Annotated in this window: 13 protein-coding genes; 6 read left to right on the forward strand and 7 right to left on the reverse strand. The window is 70.1% G+C overall.

Features of this window, described 5'->3' with window-relative positions:
• Positions 1–82: 82 nt before the first annotated feature.
• The 5 genes from SSP08S_RS37750 to SSP08S_RS37770 all read left to right on the forward strand — a co-directional run bounded on the left by SSP08S_RS37750 (position 83) and on the right by SSP08S_RS37770 (position 4,979).
• Positions 83–982, forward strand: a complete 900-nt coding sequence (locus SSP08S_RS37750; RefSeq protein WP_019072836.1) for an AraC family transcriptional regulator — start codon at positions 83–85, stop codon at positions 980–982.
• A 54-nt stretch (positions 983–1,036) separates the two neighbouring features.
• On the forward strand, positions 1,037–1,795 hold the full coding sequence (locus SSP08S_RS37755; RefSeq protein ID WP_019072837.1) for a type 1 glutamine amidotransferase family protein: 759 nt from the start codon (positions 1,037–1,039) through the stop codon (positions 1,793–1,795).
• A gap of 73 nt (positions 1,796–1,868) precedes the next feature.
• Complete coding sequence (locus SSP08S_RS37760) at positions 1,869–2,936, forward strand: ABC transporter substrate-binding protein (protein ID WP_043259970.1); 1,068 nt, start codon at positions 1,869–1,871, stop codon at positions 2,934–2,936.
• Between the two features lie 19 nt (positions 2,937–2,955).
• Positions 2,956–3,945 (forward strand): FecCD family ABC transporter permease, encoded by a 990-nt coding sequence (locus SSP08S_RS37765; RefSeq protein ID WP_019072839.1) that lies wholly within the window; start codon positions 2,956–2,958, stop codon positions 3,943–3,945.
• A complete protein-coding gene (locus SSP08S_RS37770; RefSeq protein ID WP_019072840.1) occupies positions 3,942–4,979 on the forward strand; it encodes a FecCD family ABC transporter permease in 1,038 nt (345 codons plus the stop codon). The genes SSP08S_RS37765 and SSP08S_RS37770 overlap by 4 nt, the downstream gene beginning before the upstream one ends.
• 415 nt (positions 4,980–5,394) lie before the next feature.
• Here SSP08S_RS37770 and SSP08S_RS37775 read toward each other — a convergent pair whose 3' ends face one another.
• Positions 5,395–6,435 (reverse strand): NAD(P)-dependent alcohol dehydrogenase, encoded by a 1,041-nt coding sequence (locus tag SSP08S_RS37775; RefSeq protein WP_019072841.1) that lies wholly within the window; start codon positions 6,433–6,435, stop codon positions 5,395–5,397.
• A gap of 169 nt (positions 6,436–6,604) precedes the next feature.
• Between SSP08S_RS37775 and SSP08S_RS37780 the strand changes: the two genes are divergently transcribed.
• Positions 6,605–7,540, forward strand: coding sequence for a helix-turn-helix domain-containing protein (locus tag SSP08S_RS37780; protein WP_019072842.1), 936 nt, complete (start codon positions 6,605–6,607; stop codon positions 7,538–7,540).
• On the opposite strand, the gene SSP08S_RS37785 is transcribed toward SSP08S_RS37780, so the two are convergent.
• From SSP08S_RS37785 to SSP08S_RS37810, 6 genes are all read right to left on the reverse strand, one after another.
• Positions 7,530–8,042 (reverse strand): hypothetical protein, encoded by a 513-nt coding sequence (locus tag SSP08S_RS37785; protein ID WP_019072843.1) that lies wholly within the window; start codon positions 8,040–8,042, stop codon positions 7,530–7,532. The genes SSP08S_RS37780 and SSP08S_RS37785 overlap by 11 nt on opposite strands.
• Positions 8,043–8,075: 33 nt before the next feature.
• Positions 8,076–8,846: a group II truncated hemoglobin gene (locus SSP08S_RS37790; protein ID WP_019072844.1), complete on the reverse strand. Its 771-nt coding sequence runs from the start codon at positions 8,844–8,846 to the stop codon at positions 8,076–8,078.
• Between the two features lie 83 nt (positions 8,847–8,929).
• Positions 8,930–12,286, reverse strand: a complete 3,357-nt coding sequence (locus tag SSP08S_RS37795; RefSeq protein ID WP_439654586.1) for a S8 family peptidase — start codon at positions 12,284–12,286, stop codon at positions 8,930–8,932.
• Positions 12,287–12,549: 263 nt separating this feature from the next.
• Positions 12,550–13,236: an ABC transporter ATP-binding protein gene (locus SSP08S_RS37800; protein WP_019072846.1), complete on the reverse strand. Its 687-nt coding sequence runs from the start codon at positions 13,234–13,236 to the stop codon at positions 12,550–12,552.
• A gap of 161 nt (positions 13,237–13,397) precedes the next feature.
• Positions 13,398–14,861 (reverse strand): ABC transporter permease, encoded by a 1,464-nt coding sequence (locus SSP08S_RS37805; RefSeq protein WP_019072847.1) that lies wholly within the window; start codon positions 14,859–14,861, stop codon positions 13,398–13,400.
• Positions 14,862–15,142: 281 nt separating this feature from the next.
• Positions 15,143–15,712, reverse strand: a complete 570-nt coding sequence (locus SSP08S_RS37810; RefSeq protein ID WP_019072848.1) for a DinB family protein — start codon at positions 15,710–15,712, stop codon at positions 15,143–15,145.
• Between the last annotated feature and the right edge of the window lie 16 nt (positions 15,713–15,728).

Consider the following 15,728-nt stretch of genomic DNA (forward strand, 5'->3'; position numbering starts at 1 on the left):
CACCACCGTGAGCAGGTACGTTGTTAGGGCGATCCTGTCGGGTGCTTGCACGATCCTGTCGACTTGAGAGGTGGGTACGCGCGTGGACCCTCACGCCCTCCTGGGCGAACTGCGTGCCCTGATCGACCGGCACGCCGACCGTGGGCCCCTCGCCGTCGACGGTCTGCTGCTGACCCGGGCGGTCCGGCCCGAGGAGCCGAGCGCGAGTCTCGCCCGTCCGGTGCTGGCGGTCGTCGCGCAGGGCTCGAAGCGGCTCACCCTGGGCGACCGCGTCCATGACTACGGGGCCGGGCAGTATCTCGTCGTCTCGGTCGACCTGCCGGTTGCCGGACACTACACACAGGCCGGCCCCGAAGTACCCTTCCTCGCCTGCGGGTTCACCCTCGAACCCGCGAAGATCGCCGCACTGCTCCTGGAGGCCGGCGCCGACCCGCTCCCCCGCAGGGCGGCCCCGCACGGCCTCGCCGTGTGCGACGCGCCCGCCGAACTCCTCGACGCGACGGTCCGGTTGCTACGGCTGCTCGACCGTCCCGGCGACGCGCAGGTGCTCGCGCCGTTGATCGAGAAGGAGATCCTGTGGCGGCTGATCACCGGTGAACAGGGCGCTCTCGTACGGCAGATCGGGCTCGCCGACAGTCAACTCACCCATATCGGCAGGGCCATTCGCTGGATCCGGGACCACCACACGGAGACGCTCCGCATCGAGGACCTGGCCCGCCTGGCCGGCATGAGCGCCTCCCCCTTCCACCGGCACTTCCGCGCGGTGACGGCGCTGACCCCGATCCAGTACCAGAAGCGGATCCGCTTGCAGGAGGCCCGGCTGCTGCTGATGAGCGGCGCGCGGGACATCGCCGACATCGGTTTCGCGGTCGGCTACGACAGCGCGTCCCAGTTCAGCCGCGAATACCGCCGCGCGTTCGGCAGACCGCCGGGGCAGGACGCGCTGCGGCTGCGGGGCGAGGCGGCGCCCTCACCCCTATGACTCCGGACGCCAAAAGCGTGTGACAGCGCCGCGGCGACGGGCTTTGATGCGTTGGTGAGCGAGCCGAGCAAGCCCAGGTCCAGCACTTTCCTGATCGGCGGAGGATGGGGTACCCCCGTCGTCTACGAGCCCTTCCTGCGCGCCGCGGGTGGCTCCGCCCGTTCCGCGCCCCGCATCGCCTGCGTGATCGTCGACGAGGGCGAGGGCGACGGGGACCGTCAATTCGCGCGCTACGACGCCGTGTTGAGGGCCGCCGCCGACTGCACACCCGTACCGTCGCTCGTGCCGATCGGCGGGCGCTTCGACCTCGACGCGGTCTCGGACGTGGACGGGCTGCTGGTGTGCGGCGGGCTGACCCCCGCCTACCAGGACGCCTTCGCGGACTGTCTCGACCTGTTGCCCGGCCTTCTCGCCGAGCGGCGCGTCCCGTACGCCGGGTTCTCCGCCGGGGCCGCGCTCGCCGCGCGGTCGGCCGTCGTCGGCGGGTGGTTGCTGGACGGCGTTCCGGTGTGCCCGGAGGACACGGCCGAGGACCTCGAAGAGATCGCCGTACGGCCGGGGTTGGGGCTCGCGCCCTTCGCGGTGGACGCGCACGCGGCGCAGTGGGGGACGCTGCCGCGGTTGATCGCCGCCGTCGGCCGCCATCGGCTCCCGCACGGTGTCGCCCTCGACGAGAACACCCTCGTCGAGGTGGCGGCGGACGGACGTGCGCATGTCTCCGGGCCGGGGCGGGCGCACTCGGTGCGGCCGGCGGCGGACGGCGGTGTGCTCGTACGGTCCTATGGCGCAGGCGAGTCGTTTCTCGCGCACTGAGCCCCCCGGCCGACCCACTCCGACGGCAAGTTAAGGTAAGCCTTACCTGGCCAGTTTTCAGCGGAGAGTCGGAGTGACAGTGACAGTGCGCGCGTTCAAGAGGAGGGCTGTCACGGCGGTGGCCGCCGTGACCGTCGTCGGGGGGTTGCTGGCCGGGTGCTCGTCCTCCTCCGCCGACAACGATGCCGAGAAGACGACCGAGGGCTCGCAGAACAAGGTGATCGGCGCCTCGGAGGGCCCGTCCGCCGCACCGAGCACCCTCGCGACCGGCATGGGCGCGGACACCGACACCGACGGGACCTTCCCCCGGACCGTCACCCACTTCGAGGGCAGGACGACGATCAAGGCGAAGCCCACGAAGATCGCCGTGCTGAGCACCGGGCAGCTCGACGACCTGCTCTCCCTCGGCACCGTCCCTACCGCCACCACCCGCGCCGACAACGCCGGGCTCGTCCCCGACTACCTCGCCGACGCCTTCCCGGCCGACAAGTCGAAGCTCGCCGCGATGACGGACGCGGGCACCCGCCAGGCACCCAACCTGGAGACGCTCGCCGCCGCCAAGCCCGACCTGATCCTCGCCAACGACTCGCTCGGCGACCTCTACCCCAAGCTGTCGAAGATCGCGCCTACCGTCGTCACGGCCGGCAACGGCATCAACTGGAAGCGCGACCTGCTGCTCGTCGGCGACGCGATCGGCAAGGGCGAGCAGGCGCAGAAGCTGCTCGACGAGATCGTCGAGGACGCGCACGAGAAGGGTGAGGCGCTGTCGAAGACCTCCGTGTCGATGCTGCGGTTCACGCCCGGCCGGACCCGGATGTTCGGTGTCTCGTCCTTCACCGGTTCCATCGCCGTCGACATGGGGCTCGACCGGCCCAAGTCTCAGCAGTTCAAGGCGATTTCGCAGGACATCGGCGCGGAGAGCATCGACTCGGCCGACGGTGACTGGATCTTCTACTCGGTACAGGGCGACGCGGGTAGGACGGACGCGGCGAGCGTCCTCGCCGGACCGCTGTGGAAGTCGATGAAGGCCGTCAAGGCCGGGCACGCGGTGAAGGTCGACGACGACCCCTGGTACCTCAACGCGGGCCCCACCGCCGCCCGCCTCGTCGTCCTCCAACTCGCCGAGGACATAAGCAAGTAGCGAGTTCTTCCACAAGGTCATGAGCCTCAAGCGCCTCGCCTGGCCGGCGGCCACCCTCGCGGTGGCCGCCGCCGTGCTGCTCAGCCTCGCCGTCGGCACCCGCCAGATCCCACCGGCTACGGTCCTCAACGCCCTTCTGCACGGCGGGAGTTCACCCGACGCCCTGGTCGTACGGTCGCTGCGGCTGCCCCGCACCGAGATCGGACTGACGGCGGGCGCGGCGCTCGGCGTGGCGGGCGCCGCACTCCAGGCCGTCACCCGCAACCCGCTCGCCGACCCGGGCATCCTCGGCCTCAGCCAGGGCGCGGCGGCCGGCGTCGTCCTCGCCATCGCGACCGGCCTCGCGAGCGGTTTCGAGGGCTACGTCCGGTACGCCTTCGCCGGTGCCGTCCTCGCCGCCTGCCTGGTCTACGGCATCGCCGCGCGCGGCCGCGGCGGGGCGTCCCCGGTCAAACTCGCCCTCGCCGGTACGGCGTTGTCCGCGATGACCGCCGGTGGTACGACCGTCGTCCTGACCTCCAGCTCGGCCACCCTGGACCAGTTCCGGTTCTGGCAGGTCGGCTCGCTGAGCGGGCGGGACGCCGACACCGTCGTACGGATGCTGCCGTTCCTGGCGGTGGGCGCGGTGCTGGTGCTCGCCTGTGCGCGCGGGCTGGACGCGCTGGCGCTCGGGGACGAGACGGCGCGGGCGCTGGGGCACCGGGTGGGGGTCGTACGGGTGTGTGCGGCGCTCGGCGCGACCCTGTTGGTGGCGTCGGCGGTGGCCGCGGCCGGTCCGATCGCCTTCGTCGGACTCGCCGTCCCGCATCTGGCCCGGCGCCTCACCTCGGGCGGACACCGCGCCCTGCTGCCCCTGTCCGCGCTGCTCGGTGCGGCGCTGCTGGTCGCGGCGGACTCGGCGGGCCGGGTGGTGCGGGCGCCTGCGGAGGTGCCGGCCGGGGTGATGACGGCGCTGGTGGGAGTGCCGGTGCTGGTGGTGCTGGTACGACGCAGGGGAACCGCGCTATGAGCACCACCGGCGTCACGGTCCTCCGCCCCCGCCCCACCATCTCCCTGCTCCTGCACCGCCGTTCGGCCGTCGTGGCCGTAACTCTCGTACTGCTGCTGGCCGTTGCGACGGTCGCGGCGGCCTGTCTCGGCCAGACCTACATCCCGCCCGCCGAGGTGTGGCACACGCTGCGTACCGGTTCGGGGCCGTACGACCTTGTCGTCAACGAGTTGCGGGTGCCGCGGATCGTGCTGGGGGCGCTGGTCGGGGTGGCGCTGGGGCTCGCGGGGGCGCTGGTGCAGACCGTCACGCGGAATCCGCTGGCCAGCCCGGACGTGATCGGGGTCGGGCACGGTGCCGCCGCCGCGACCGTGCTCGCGCTGTCCACCGGTCTTGTCGCCTCGCCGGGTGCGATGCCCGTCGTCTCCGTGGTGGGCGGGCTCGCCGCCGCCGCGCTGGTGTACGTGCTGGCGTGGCGGCACGGGATGCAGCCAAGTCGGTTCGTGCTGACGGGAGTTGGTATCGGGGTCGCGCTGTCGGCCGTCGTGCAGCTGTATCTCGCCGACAGCGAGCTGGAGGCCGCCGAGCAGGTGAAGCTGTGGCTGACCGGCTCGCTGAACGGGCGCGGCTGGGAGCAGGCGGGGCCGCTGGCCGTCGTACTGCTGGTGTGTCTGCCCGCGCTGGTGTGGGCGAGCCGGGCCGTACGGCCGCTCGGGCTCGACGCCGACACGGCTGCCGCGCTCGGGGTGCGGGTGGACCGGACGCGGCTCGCGCTGACCGTGCTCGGGGTGGTGCTGGCGGCGACGGCGACGGGGGCGGCGGGGCCGATCGGGTTTGTCGCGCTGACCGCACCGCAGTTGGCCCGGCGGCTCACCCGTACGCCTCAACTGCCGTTGCTGTGTTCGGCGTTGACGGGTGCGGTGATTCTGGTGACGGCGGATCTCGCCGCCCGCACGGTGCTGCCCCCACTGGAGGTTCCGGTGGGGGCGCTCACCTCGTTGGTCGGGGGGCCGTATCTGCTCTGGCTGTTGGGGCGGAACAGGGTGGGAGGCTGAGGTTCGTCGGCGCCCGCGGGCCGGTGGGGGCTGGCCGCGCAGTTCCCCGCGCCCCTAAAAGACGCAGGGCGACCGGTGTCTTTAGGGGCGCGCACCGCGCCCCTAAAAGCGCCTGCGCTGGTCCGACCCTTCAGGGGCGCGGGGAACTGCGCGACCAGCCCCCACACACCCGCACCCGACAACGCACCACGCCCCGCACCCCTAAAAGCGCCTGTGCTGCTCCCACCTAAAGGGGCGCGGGGAACTGCGCGACCAGCCCCCACACACCCGCACCCGACAACGCACCGACCACCGCGCCTGCAAAGCGCCTGCGCTGGTCCGACCCTTCAGGGGCGCGGGGAACTGCGCGACCAGCCCCCACACACCCGCACCCGACAGCGCACCGCCCCCCACGCCCCTGCTAGAAGCGACGCAGTCAGATCGTGGCGGTGTCGATCACGAAGCGGTAGCGGACGTCACTCGACAGCACCCGCTCGTACGCCTCGTTGATCTGGTCCGCCGAGATCAGCTCGATCTCCGCGCCGAAGCCGTGCTCGGCGCAGAAGTCCAGCATCTCCTGGGTCTCCCGGATGCCGCCGATGCCGGACCCGGCGAGGGTCTTGCGGCCGCCGATCACAGAGAACAGGTTGAGGGAGACGGGCTCCTCGGGGGCGCCCACGTTGACCAGCGCGCCGTCCGTCTTCAGCAGCGAGAGGTACGCGCCGAGGTTGAGCGGCGCCGACACGGTGGAGATGATCAGGTCGAGGCTGCCGCGCAGTTCCTCGAAGGTCTTCGGGTCGCTGGTCGCGTAGTAGTGGTCGGCGCCGAGCTTGAGGCCGTCCTCCTTCTTGCTCAGGGTCTGCGAGAGGACGGTGACCTCCGCGCCGAGCGCGTGCGCGATCTTGACGCCCATGTGGCCGAGGCCGCCCATGCCGACGATCGCGACCTTCTTGCCGGGGCCGGCGTTCCAGTGCTTCAGCGGGGAGTACAGGGTGATACCGGCGCAGAGCAGCGGGGCGGCCACGTCGAGGGAGATGCCCTCGGGGATGCCGAGGACGAAGTTCTCGTCGACGACGATCTTCTCGGCGTAGCCGCCGTAGGTGGGCTCGCCGTTCTTGTCGAGCGCGTTGTACGTGCCGACGTTGCCGCCGGTGCAGTACTGCTCGAGGCCGGCCTTGCAGTTGTCGCACTCGCGGCAGGAGTCGACCATGCAGCCGACGCCGACGCGGTCGCCGACCTGGAACTTGGTGACACCGGGGCCGACCTCGGAGACGATGCCGGCGATCTCGTGGCCGGGCACCATCGGGAAGATGGCCTCGCCCCAGCCCTCGCGGGCCTGGTGGATGTCCGAGTGGCAGATGCCGGCGAACTTGATGTCGATCAGGACGTCGAACTCGCGGACCGCCCGGCGCTCGATCGTGGTGCGCTCCAGGGGAGCCTTGGCGGCGGGGGCTGCGTAAGCGGCGACTGTGGTCATGCCGGAACACTCCTAGGGGGATGTGCGCCCGGCTGCCTTCCGGCCGGGCACGCTGTACAGCCTGCCCGATCGCTCTACGGCTACCCAGGCCACGCTTCTGCGTACGTCCGCTGTGCCTACCACCAGCGAGGTCAGGCTCATGGACGTACGACCGGGAATACTGGAGCACATGGACGAACAGCCCGAATCCGCCACCGAGCCCCTGGACCCCGGCCGGCCGCTGGACCAGCGTGCCGAGCTCAGCGAGTTCCTGCGCACCCGGAGGGCCCGGCTGAAGCCGGAGGACGTCGGGCTGCCGGACTTCGGGCGGCACCGCAGGGTGCCCGGGCTGCGGCGCGAGGAGCTGGCGCAGCTGGCCGGGGTGTCGGTGGCGTACTACACACGGCTCGAGCAGGGCAACGGGCGGAACGTGTCGGCGGAGGTCCTCGACGCGATCGCCCGCGCGCTGCGCCTCTCCGATGCCGAGTCCTCGCACCTCACCCACCTGGCGAAGCCGAAGCAGCACAAGAAGAAGTCGTCGACCCCGGCCCAGCACGTGCGGGGGCCGCTGCGGCAGCTGCTCGACACGATCGACACGGTTCCGGCGTACATCTCGGGCCGGCGCACGGACATTCTGGTGTGGAACCGGATGGCCGCGGCCGTCTTCGGCGACTGGTCCGAGCTGCCGCCGCAGGAGCGGAACTGGGCGCGGCTGGTGTTCCTGCGGCCCGAGTACCGGGACCTGTTCGTGGAGTGGGAGCAGAAGGCGGCGGACATCGTCAGCATGCTGCGGATGGACGCGGGCTACTGCCCGGACGACCCGCGGCTGTCCGCGCTGGTGGGCGAACTCTCCGTGAAGAGCGCGGAGTTCAGGCGGCTGTGGGCGACCCACGACGTCAAGGAGAAGACCTACGGCGTCAAGCGCCTCCTCCACCCACTGGTCGGCGACCTCACCCTCCACTTCGAGGGCTTCCGCCTGGCGGACGGCTCCGACCAGATCCTCGTCACCTACCACGCGGAACCGGGCTCCCCGTCCGCCGACGCCCTCCGCCTCCTCGCCAGCTGGGGCACGGACGCGACCCGCGCGGGCACGGCATCGGCGGACCGCCCCGGCCTCACTCCGTGACACCGAGGTCGGCCCGCATCAGCCGCCGCATCGCGGTCAGCCGGGGCTCGGCCTCCTTCAGGTCGAGCATGATCCGCTCGGCGTTCTCGCCGTCCCGCGTCAGCCCCCGGTCGAGCCGTTTCACGGCGGCGTCGGCGGCCACGAGGACCTCGTTCACCGCACGCGACGCGTCCAGGACACGTTCGGGCACGACCATCTGCGCCTCGGCGTAACGGTCCCGGTGCTCACGCCGCGCCTCTTCCAGCTGGTCGCGCTCCCGCTCGGTGTAGACACCGTCGCGGATGCGGTGCAGCGCGTCCTTGAGCAGCGTATGAAAGTGCCGCGAGGAACGGTTCATCGCCGTATAGGCATCCCGCCGCTCCTCGAACAACCGCCTGCGCTCGGCCACTTGGACATCCTCGGCCCGCTGCCGGGCGGTGAGACGCTGACTGAGGACGGGCGCGAAGAGCGTACCGAGCACACCGACGACGGCGGTGATCATGGCGGTGACGGCGGCGGTCATGCGGTGACCCTACGGTCCCCGGGTACGGCAATGTCACCCCTGATACGGCGGCATCGACCCCCAGCCCCACCGTGGCACCGGCTGTTCCGCCGGTGGCTGGGCGTCCGGGCCGGAGAAGTACACGGCCAGGCGCGTGCCCCACTCCACATACGCGACGAACGCCGAGCGGAACTCCGCGTCCGTCGGGAGGCCCGCGTCGTCCGCCGCGTCCTGGACGAGGTTGACCCAACGCCGTCGCTGGGGCTCGGTGATGTGTTTGCCGAAGTGTTTGGCGACCATGTGGCCGTGGCCGCCCTGGGTCTCGGAGTAGGCGGCCGGGCCGCCGAAGACCTCGGCCAGCCAGAGGGCGACGTGCGCGGCGTGCGCGGGCGCGAGGTCGGCGAAGAGAGGGGCGAGGAGGTCGTCCTTGAGCACCTTGTCGTAGAAGACCTCGGTCAGCCGGGAGAAGGCCTCCGCACCGCCCGCCCAGTCGTACAGGGTGGGGACGGCCGAGCCGTTTCCGCGGACCGCCGTCGGTTCGTAGTGGCGCATCTCCTCGATGTCCTCCACGTACGGGCCGATCTCGGCGAGGAACGGCGGGAACAGGTCCGACCTGCGGAAACCCTCCAGGTGCGCCTCGGTGGACGTCCAGGTGATGCGGAGCACGAAGGACTCGGGATCCTCCTCGCAGCGGGCCAGTTCGTACGCCACGCACTGCGGGGCCGCGGCCAGCTGACGTGCGGCACGGGTGTAGGCGGCCAGGAACTGTGCCGACCGCTGCTCGGGGATGCGGTACCGGATGTACTCGACGGTCTGGGCTGTCATGGGGCCACAGAAACACGAAGGGCCCGCCGGAAGCTGCACTTCCGGCGGGCCGTTCGCTGTCGGCCTACTCAGGTACTAGCGGTTCACTTGGCGTAGTACGCGTTGTAGATCGAGATCGTCGACTTGTTGCCCTTCTTGTCGGCGATCTTGGCGTGGAAGGAGATGGCCTTGCCCTTGGCGGGGTTGGTGACGGTGATCTTGCCGTTGACCACGGGGATCTTCTTCCAGGTCTGGCCGTAGTCGTACGACACCCACACGCCGAGCGACTTGAGGTTGCGGCCGGCCGCCGCGCCCTCGACGGTGACCGGGAAGGTCACCTTCTTGCCGGCCTCGACGCGGCTGTCCAGGCCGGTGACCGCGTGGAAACGGGCCGTGGAGACCGGGAGTTGGGCGACGGTGTCACCGGACGGCTTCTTCGAGGAGAACGTCCAGCTCGCGTCGATCCGGGTGGAGGCGGCGGCGACCTTGACGCTGCGGATGACCGAAGTGGTCAGTCTGTACGAGGCGTTGGCGGCCGGGACCTTGAACGTGTCCCCGCCGAACAGCGGGTCCTTGTTGGAGCCGATCTTGGTGCCGTTGCGGTACAGGGTCGTGTTGACCGAGGTGAACGTCGACGAGCCCGGGTTGCCCTGGGAGTCGGCGAACAGCGGCACCAGCCCGGCGATGTCGTTGCCCATGCGGAACACGCCGTAGTCGGCGGTGAGACGGGGCCCGAAGACGGCCGTGTTGAAGGTCTTCGAGTAGGTCTGGCCGGCCTTGAAGGTCTGCAGGTCGTTCAGGGTGTAGTAGGCCTCCGTGATCGGGAAGCCGTCCGCGTCGAGCCCGCCGTCCTGCTCGAACTCCAGCCCCCACTGCACTCCGTTGATGGTGGAGACGTGCAGGGTGCGGGTGCCGGGCAGCTTCTGCTGGACGCCGGTGGCGGAGCCGCCGATGCCGTTGGGCAGATAGCCGAAGGCGGCCACCTGACCCGTCTTGCCGCTCGCCGCGGCGCCCATGCGGGCCTTCACCGTGGCGAGTTCACTCGCCTTGTAGTGCTTGGTGTAGCCGGTGGCGAGCTGCTTGACCTTGGCCGCGGTCGTGGTGTCGTACTGCTCGTCGGCGCCCTTGATGTAGTGGGCGTCCCACTGCTCGGTCAGCGAACCGTCGGTGATCTGCGGACCGAGGTGCGCGGTACGGAAGTTGGCGTACGTCTCCAGGAACCAGCCGAAGGAGACGCCCCCGTCGCCGGTCTCGAGCAGGTAGGCCGGTGACGCGAAGACCGACTTGGCGCCGGCGTCGGGCACCGTGATGTCGACCGGCTTGGTCGTACGGGCGTCGAGGGTCAGCGTGGTGTCCTTGCTGATGTCCAGCTTGGGCCGGGAGAGCCAGTCGGCACCCTTGGCCGCGTCCTCCGGGTCCACGAAGATCGCGCCGTCGAGGACGTAACCGCCCTTGGGGACACGGATCTTGACGGTGCCCGAGGCGTCGTAGGGGCTGAAGAACTGGCCGTTGCCGAGGCCGGAGACGCCCGCCACCGAGGCGCTGTAGTAGGTGGCGGGGGTGCCGTCACGGTTGACGAACTTCAGCGTCAGGTCGTACGACTGCACCTCGCGCACCACGGCCGCGGCCGTACGGACGCTCTGTCCGCCGCCGGTCGCCGTCACATACGCGGAGTAGGCGCCGTCGAGCGTGCCGCCGAGCTTGGTGTTGACGGTCAGGGCGACCGAGGCCTTGCCGCCGGCGGGGACGGTCACCTTCGTGGCGCCCAGCTTGAAGAAGCCCGCGGGGGCGGTGTGGCCCTTCGGGTCGGTGGCCGCCGCCGTGAGGCTGAGGGTGACGGCCGTGGTGCCGAGGTTGCGGTAGGTGAGTTCCTTGGCGACCGGGGTGTCGTCGGTGTGCGGCCACTGCTGCACGCCGAAGCTCACCGACACCGGGTCGGCGATGACGCTCTGCTTGATGGCCTTGTCGACGGCGATACGGCCCGAACCCTGCTGGAACGGCGTGTACTTGCCGCCCTTCGCGGACCCGGTCAGCACGCCCTTCAGCTCGGCGTAGCCCCACGTGGGGTGCTCCTGCTTGAGGAGGGCTGCGGCGCCCGCGACGTGCGGGGTCGCCATCGACGTACCCGAGATGGTCAGGTAGCCGGGCGGGTTCTCGCCGACCTCCTGGTCGATGAGGCTGCCGGGTGCGGCGGCTGCCGTGATGTCGACGCCGGGCGCGGTGACGTCCGGCTTGATGGCGCCGTCGCCGAGGCGCGGGCCGGTGGAGGAGAAGTCGGCGAGCTTGTCGTTGCCGTCGACCGCGCCGACGGTGATGGCCGCGTCCGCGCTGCCGGGCGAACCGATCGACTCCGGGCCCTCGTTGCCCGCCGCGATGGCGAAGAGGATGCCCTTCTCGGCGGAGAGCTTGTTGACCTCCGCCTCCAACGGGTCGATGCCCGGGGTGTCCTGACCGCCGAGGCTCAAGTTGACGATGTCGGCGCCCTCTTGGGCCGCCCACTCCATGCCCGCCAGGATGCCGGAGTCGTCGCCGGAGCCGGTGTCGTCGAGGACCTTGCCGCTGAGGATCTTCGCGTCGGGCGCGACACCCTTGTACTTGCCGTGCGACTTCGCGCCGGTGCCCGCCGCGATGGACGCGACATGGGTGCCGTGTCCGACGCGGTCCTTGGTGTCGGCGGAGGTGGAGAAGTTCTTGGCCTCGATCACCTGCGTCTTCAGGTCCGGGTGGTCGGCGTCGACCCCGGTGTCCAGTACGGCGATCTTGACGCCCTTGCCTGTGTAGCCGGCGGCCCATGCCTTGGGGGCGCCGATCTGCGGCACGGACTTGTCGAGGCTGGCCTTTCGGACGCCGTCGAGCCAGACGTGCGCGATCCCGGAGGCCGTACGGTCGCCGTTGGTGACCGCGTCCCACAGCTCGGGGGCGTCCTGCTGCGGGGTCTGCACGGCGTCGGCGTTCAGGGTCTTCAGGGACCGGCGCAGCGTGCCCGCGTCGCGGACGTCGGCGCGGGTGGCGGCCGCGGCGCCCTGGTAGCCGACGATGACCTTCAGGCCGGCCTTCTGGGAGGCGCGCTCGGCGGACTTGTCGAGTTCGGTGATGTCGAAGAGCCGCTGGTCGAGCTTGCCGCTCGCGACCAGACGGGCCGCGTCGGCGGGTATGACGAGCGTGTGCCCGGCGACCTTCCGCACCTGAACCGGTATGTGCTGACGGCCCTTCGCGGGCTCGAGTCCCACGACCCGGCCCTTGGCGTCGACGGTGACGCGGTCGCCGGTGATCAGGGTCAGATGATGCTCGCCGGCCAGCCGGGCCTGCGCGGCACCGGCCGTACGCAGCGCGGAGCCGGTCGAACTCCCCCCGCTCTGTTCGGACTTCGCCGACGCCGGGCTGGTCATGCCCGCGGCGAGGGCGACGGCGGCGGCCGTGGCGACACCGGCCGCGCACGCTCTCTTCACTTGTCTGCGCAAGACTCCCCCTGGAGCTCAGGTACCGGGCGAATTTCCCCATTCACCCGGCCGGGGGAGAGTTCGCACACCTGCGCGCACACCCCCCGGAACACGAAGTATGCCGAGGGGTGATCAACCGCTCAAGAGATGAGAGGAGGGTAAGAGAGCACGGCCGGAGAATGTTACGGGCCCGCGTGAACTCCGTTACGCAGTCGCCGGGTTCAGCCCGCGAGAACTCCGCTAAGGAAACTCCTCCCATCGAACTCCCTTGCACAGCACCGGAGTTACTTCGACCCCGCGTTCTCCTTCACCGTGATCTTGCCCTTGCGGATGGTGGCGAGACGCGGCGCCTTCTTCGCGATGGCGGAGTCGTGGGTGACCATGATGAAGGTCAGCCCGTGCTCCTTCCACATGCGCTCCAGTACGTCCATGATCTCGTCGCGCATCGACTCGTCGAGGTTGCCGGTCGGCTCGTCGGCCAGCAGCACCTTGGGCTGCTTGACGAGCGCGCGGGCGATGGCGACACGCTGCTGCTGTCCGCCGGACATCTCGCCGGGGAGGTGGCCGAGGCGCTCGCCGAGACCGACCGAGACCAGCGCGTCGGCGGCCCGCTGGCGCCGCTCCTTCGTCTTCACGCCCAGCGGTACGAGGGCGGTCTCGACGTTCTCCTGCGCGGTGAGCGTCGGGATCAGGTTGAAGGACTGGAAGACGAAGCCGATGTTCTCGCTGCGGACCTTGGTGAGCTTGGCCTCCGACAGCTTCGCCAGGTCGACGCCGTCCAGGACGATTTCGCCCGCGGTGGGGCGGTCTAGGGCGCCGATCATCTGGAGCAGGGTGGACTTGCCGCCGCCGGTCGGCCCCTGGATGACCAGGCGGTCGCCGTCGCCGATGGTGAGGTCGATGCCGTCGAGGGCGTGGACGGTTTCCTTGCCGCGTGAGTAGAGCTTGGTGACGCCTCTGAGTTCGTACATGGTCCAACTCCTGGAGAAGTAAAGGGGGTTGGGGCCCGTCGGTGGGACGGGCCCCATTGCGCCGTCGTTCGTCTGCGGCTGCGTCGTGGCTGGTCGCGCCCACGCGGCAGAGCCGCAAATCGATACAGCCCCGCGCCCCTGAAGGGGCGCTGCAGTGACCGCTACTCGACTCTGCGCAGCGCGTCCGCCGGGCGGAGGCGGGAGGCGCGCCAGCCGCCGAAGGCGCCGGCGATCAGGCCGCCGGCTACGGCGAGGCCGACCGCGAGGCCGATGGTGGTGGCGTTGACGGGCGCGGTGAGCGCGACGTCGAGCGTCTTGGCCGCGGCCTGCCGGCCGAAGCCGCCACCGCCGCCGGGGCCGCCGCCCGGACGGGCGGCGCCGCCGGCCGAGTTGCCGAGCGAGGCGGACAGGGTCGGGCTGATCGCGGTCACGACGTACGCGCCCGCCAGGCCGAGCGCGATACCGAGGGCGCCGCCGACCAGACCGTTGACGATGGCCTCGCCGACCACCTGCCGGGTGACCCGGCCGGACTTCCAGCCGAGCGCCTTCAGCGTGCCGAACTCACGCACCCGGCGGGAGACCGCCGAGGAGGTGAGCAGACCGGCGACCAGGAACGCGGCGATCAGCACCGCGATCGACAGCCACTTGCCGACGCTGGTGGCGAGGGAGGAGGCGGTGGACAGGGACCCGGAGACGGTGTCCGCCAGGTCGGCGGAGGTGGTGACCGTCGTACCCGAGACATTGCTGGTGATGGTCTTCTTGACGGCCGAGATCTGCTTGGAGTCGGTCGCCTTGACGTAGATCGTGGTGACCTTGTTCTTGTCACCGCTCAGGGTCTGCGCCTGCGTCAGCGGGATGTACAGATTGGCCGCGGCGTCACCGCTGGTCGCGGTGGCGATCCCGATGACCTTGTACTTGACGCTCTTGATGGTGACGGTCGAACCGACCTTGAGCTTCTTCTCCTTGGCGTACGCCGAGTCGGCGACGACGACCTTGGAGTTGGTCTCGGAGGTGGTGAAGGTACGGCCGCTGGTGATCTTCGAGGAGGTCAGCGGGCCGAGCGCGGGCTTGGTGACGTCCGTGCCGTAGACCGTGTACGCGTTGATGTTGAAGTTGGCGCCACCACCGGTGACTTCACCCTGCGGCGCGCCGGTGCCACCGCCCTGCCGGTTGCCGCCTCCGGTGCCGCTGCCCTGGTTCTGCTGGAACTGGCCGCGGGTGAACTGGCCGTCGACCTTGACGACGTTGAGGCTGAGCCCGCCGACGGCGTCGGACACCCCCTTCTGGCCCGCGACCTTGGTGACGGTGGTGGAGGCCAGCGTCGTGAAGCCCTGGACCATGACGCGGTCGCTGCTCTGCGTCTTGCTGTCGTCGTTGTTGTTGGCGTCGAACTGGAACCGCGGCTGCTGCGAGCTGCTCGCGCTGGCCGTGGCCGCCTTGGTGACGGTCATGTCCGTGCCGAGTCCGTACAGCGACTGGAGGACCTTGTCCTGCGCCTTCCCCATGCCGGAGGACACGGAGTTGACCACGATGACCAGCGCAATGCCCAGTGCGAGGCCGGAGGCGACGACGAGGGCCGCTTTTCTGCGGCGGCGCAACTCGCGCCTCAGGTAGGTGAAGAACATGGCCCGCAAGCTAGGTACGGCGCGTGATGATGCCATAAGGCCGACATAAGAGAACGATGAGAAGGCTGTCCGTGGGCAAAGAATGAGCCTCTGCGGGGCTGTCAACGAGGAAGCGAAGCAAGGGCGATACAACCCTTTGATCCCTGTTTCCCCACTCCGGGACAGCCGCCGCCGGGAGGGTGGCCCGGCTGTACACCCGAGAAGTTCCCACCGAATTTCGGAGGGACGGGGCCTTTCGTGAAATGAGAGAGCTGATGGAGAAGCGGGAATCCGGACAACGGCTAACGCAATGACGCGGCCTTCTCGATCTTCGCGCGGTAAGCCGCACGGGCTTCCTCGTCGATGGGCTGCTCGTGTTCGGGGCGCAACCCGGTCCGGCCGTCGAGGCCCTCGCGCAGGATGTCGGCCTGCCCGGTGTGCCGGACGGACTCGCCCAGGACATGGACCATGACGGCGAACAGATTCGTATTGGTATACGGCTCCGGCCACCACGGCACATGGCCGGGGGCGTCGAGGGGAAGCTCGTCGATCGTCGCGTCCGAGTGTTCCCACGTGCGCCGGTAGAACGCGATGATCTGGTCGCGGGTCTCGTCCTCTGCCGCCCACAGATCGCTGCCGTCGGAGTCCTGCCACCGGGAGAGCGGTTCCGGGGAAGGGCGCTCGAAGACCTCGCCGAAGTACCTGGCCTCGACGGTGGCCACGTGTTTGACCAGGCCGAGGAGATTGGTCCCGGTCACCGTCAAAGGCCGCCGGGCGTCGTACTCGGACAAGCCGTCGAGTTTCCAGAGCAACGCCTCGCGATCCCGCCGCAGTCTCCCGTGCAGGTTGTCCTTCGCGAATTCATCGATCATGCGACATGAGCCTGCC

The organism is Streptomyces hokutonensis, assembly GCF_000376565.1.
In the GTDB taxonomy this organism is placed as follows: Bacteria; Actinomycetota; Actinomycetes; order Streptomycetales; family Streptomycetaceae; genus Streptomyces; species Streptomyces hokutonensis.